At 59.3% G+C, this 995-nt stretch carries 2 protein-coding genes; both read right to left on the bottom strand.

Translation table 11 applies throughout. From position 1 onward, the window contains the following. Positions 1 to 909 (bottom strand): pertactin-like passenger domain-containing protein (locus ACOTXF_RS23755; protein ID WP_421635310.1); only part of this gene is annotated, 909 nt, incomplete at its 3' end. Positions 910 to 918: 9 nt separating this feature from the next. Then, on the bottom strand, positions 919 to 995 hold a 77-nt coding region (locus tag ACOTXF_RS23750), incomplete at its 5' end, for an IS1 family transposase (protein ID WP_033802282.1).

Here is a 995-nt window from a genome sequence, read left to right as displayed (position 1 = left end):
GCCCGGGTTCTCACCGCCAGGGTTCTCGCCGCCCGGATTCTCACCGCCAGGGTTCTCACCGCCCGGGTTCTCGCCGCCCGGATTCTCACCGCCCGGGTTCTCACCGCCCGGGTTCTCACCGCCCGGGTTCTCACCGCCCGGGTTCTCGCCGCCCGGGTTCTCACCGCCCGGGTTCTCGCCGCCACTCCCCATGGCCCCCAGATACCAGACGTTACCGCCGGTGAGGCCGTCCTTATCCTGCTGGCTGTACAGGGTGTACATATACGTACCGCCGTCCACGAATCTGGTGCTTCGCCCGGATGCCGTGACCATTTCAAAGTCAATGTCACCGCCTTTCTCGTGGATGAGGTTCAGCGTCAGGTCAGTGTGGTCTGATATCTCCTTACCGGAGTCAGCCACAGCAATACCAAACTGGCCTGTGCCCTGTTCGATAGTGACGAAGTTGCCTTTACGGTCTGCGAGAGAGGTGTTCAGGAGGAAGTTCCCGGTGCCGCTCAGCTCCGTAATCGTCAGTTTCGCGAACTCACCGTCGCTGTTGCGCAGGAAGTTGACATTTCCGCCGTCCATGGTGAGCATCCCGACCTGAACTGTGTTCTGGCCGGATGTGGCATCGGAAAGGTCGCTGACAGAGAGGGTGCCCCCGGAGATGTTGACGTCCGTTGCAAGAGAGCCGGCGTCCATCAGCAGTTCGCCTCCGGCGTTTACGCTGGTTTCGCCGTTGGCCACTGCACCGGCCCGCAGCCACGACTGGCCGCCATTGATGGTGGTGTCAGTGGTCGTACCGCCACTCTCGACCCACTGTATACCCCCGCTTTTGATGGTGGTGTCTGTAGCAGTACCGCCAGTGTAAACCATCTGGGAACCGAGGGATTTGATAGTGGTGTTTTTAGCCTGAGTGTCTGCGGTAATGACTCCAACTTACTGATAGTGTTTTATGTTCAGATAATGCCCGATGACTTTGTCATGCAGCTCCACCGATTTTGAGAACGACAGTG

The sequence above is a fragment of the Enterobacter cloacae complex sp. IR53041 genome (assembly GCF_049238285.1).
GTDB classification, from domain to species: Bacteria; Pseudomonadota; Gammaproteobacteria; order Enterobacterales; family Enterobacteriaceae; genus Enterobacter; species Enterobacter roggenkampii.
The sequence above is the reverse complement of the archived record's forward strand: the minus strand, read 5'-3'. Positions and strand labels throughout refer to the sequence as shown.